The organism is Microcoleus sp. BROC3, from assembly GCF_036702515.1.
Taxonomy (GTDB): Bacteria; Cyanobacteriota; Cyanobacteriia; order Cyanobacteriales; family Microcoleaceae; genus Microcoleus.
The window spans coordinates 1-1,195 of sequence record NZ_JAUBTQ010000185.1; the positions used below are offsets into that span (position 1 = coordinate 1).

The following is a 1,195-nucleotide window of genomic DNA, read 5'->3' on the forward strand; positions in this document are numbered from 1 at the left end:
GTAAGCTGATACGCAGCTAGATTGTATAATATAAATATAAAATAAGCGCTCATTAGTTAGAATGTATGCCAGCCAAAAACCATCTATCTCAAAATCAAAAACAGAGACTCGTTAAACTACTAAAAGAGTATGAGGATAATTACGTGAGGGAAAAAATTCTAATTTTGTTGCTAGTAAATGACGGAAAAACCTATCGAGAAATTAGTGAATTTATGGAGATTGCTTACACAACAGTAGCTTATTGGTCAGTGCATGGCGACCCAGATAATTTGGATAGTTTTTTAGATAAAAGAAGCTCAGGAAATTTTCGCAAAGTCACTCCAGAGTATGAAAAAATATTGATAGATACAATCGATAAAGAACCGGCAGAATATGGATATGAATTTGGGAGATGGACGGCAGCCAGACTAGCAACCTATTTAGAAAAAGTCACAGGAATTAAATTGAGTGGTTCCCAAATATCCAGAATACTACATAAAAAAAAAATACGTTTATATTTGGGCTAAATATAGTTTAGAGGACAAACAAGATCCAATTGAAAGAGAAGTATTTAAACAGAAGCTATCTGAGTATTTAAGAATAACGAAAGAAACCCCAGAGCTTTTACAGGTATGGTTTTGGGACGAGAGTGGATTCAGTTTACGAGTGATAAGAAGAAAAAATTGGGGTAAAAAAGGCAGCCGAAAAAAAATCACAGGTCAAAGGAAAAGAGGTAGAGTGAATATCATGGGTGGGTTGAGATATCATGACAAAAAAAGGTTAAATTTTGTGATAAAAAGAGGAGACTCGAATACCTTTTACGAGCAAATTAATGCCTTAAATGATTCGATAGTTCAAGAATGGAGAGAACTGGGAAATCAAGCTGAAGAATTTGCCGAATCGGGAATGAAGATTGTAATTATTTTAGACAATGCTAGTTTTCACAAAAAGAAAGATATTCTGAGCCAAATATCAGCCGAAATGCCTCATATTATTTGAGAATTTTTGCCACCTTACAGCCCCGATTATAATTTGATTGAATTGGTCTGGCATTCAGCGAAAGAATATATAGCACATCGACTGTTTAAGTCAGTAGAAGAATTGTCAGAATTACTACATAGATTATTAAATGAAGGAGAAATGGTTATTAAATGGGATCGAAAAATCAAAAATAAAGGCAATGCTATTTTATCCGGTTTAGCTGCGTAGCAGCTTA

At 34.1% G+C, this 1,195-nt stretch carries 1 pseudogene; it reads left to right on the forward strand.

From position 1 onward, the window contains the following. Positions 1 to 65: 65 nt before the first annotated feature. Positions 66 to 1,188 (forward strand): annotated as a pseudogene (locus tag QUB30_RS33695) (IS630 family transposase). Positions 1,189 to 1,195: the final 7 nt, after the last annotated feature.